This is a genomic window from Prevotella brunnea (assembly GCF_008016795.1).
Classification (GTDB): domain Bacteria; phylum Bacteroidota; class Bacteroidia; order Bacteroidales; family Bacteroidaceae; genus Prevotella; species Prevotella brunnea.
In genome coordinates, this window is sequence record NZ_SDIK01000111.1 from 1 (window position 1) to 797 (window position 797).

1 protein-coding gene is annotated in these 797 nt (G+C 36.4%); it reads right to left on the bottom strand.

The features are described 5' to 3' along the window. Positions 1–189: 189 nt before the first annotated feature. A complete protein-coding gene (locus tag ETF27_RS11115; RefSeq protein ID WP_130829050.1) occupies positions 190–753 on the bottom strand; it encodes a hypothetical protein in 564 nt (187 codons plus the stop codon). Positions 754–797 lie beyond the last annotated feature (44 nt).

Below are 797 nucleotides of genomic sequence, written 5' to 3' on the forward strand. Positions count from 1 at the left end.
GACACTGCTTCTTTCAGATTTCATCTCACGATGAATTTGTGCCTTTCCACAAAACCCTTGCTGCAGTTTGTGTAATTCGAAAGAATTTCAGAAATTTGCAAATGTGTAAGTTCCATTTTTCTTTTTTATACCTTGTCAAATACAAAGATAAGGAAAAAGGAACTTACACACTTTTATAGGATAATACCTTTATTTCACGTTGAATGTCGTAACTTTCATGTTATTTTTTTCATTCAGTTTATCCGGGTCGCCTAAGTTGATTCCGTATTCTCCCGGTTGTAAGTTATCTATTACAATGTAGTAAGAACTCTCTCCATACTTTTTTGCCTTAAAGTCAATTTGTCCCAACGAGTTAGATTTCGAAGCAGAGAAAGTACCTGCTTCAGCGAGTTGTGCTCTGCGCTCTTTCCCTTTAATTTCAAAAGGAAAAATGTTGATAAATGAAGAGGGATCAGTATCGTTGTTGGCAGCCTTTATAATGAAACGCACTTGCCCCGAAGGTATGGAAATTTTAGACGATTTTCCCGGAAGCGTAAGACGCGTTTTCACTTTACCAATACCTGTCAGATACAACGAAGCGCCAGCTTTCGTTTTTATGACACCTGTCTCTCGTGGCAATAACTTGTAAGTGTTGTCGGAAGTTAATAAATAAGTTTGATCTGCAAATTCTGGTTCAGGAACAGTAACCCTTTGCGCAAAAATAGTAGTCAAGCTGAAAAGCAATGATACTGCAAGTAATAAACTCTTTTTCATATTCGTGTAATTTTAAAATAAAAAACTATTACTGTCCGCTAAAC

Coding starts and splice junctions, on each gene's coding strand:
- ETF27_RS11115 (WP_130829050.1), bottom strand. CDS start 753: ATGAAAAAGAGTTTATTACTTGCAGTATCATTGCTTTTCAGCTTGACT.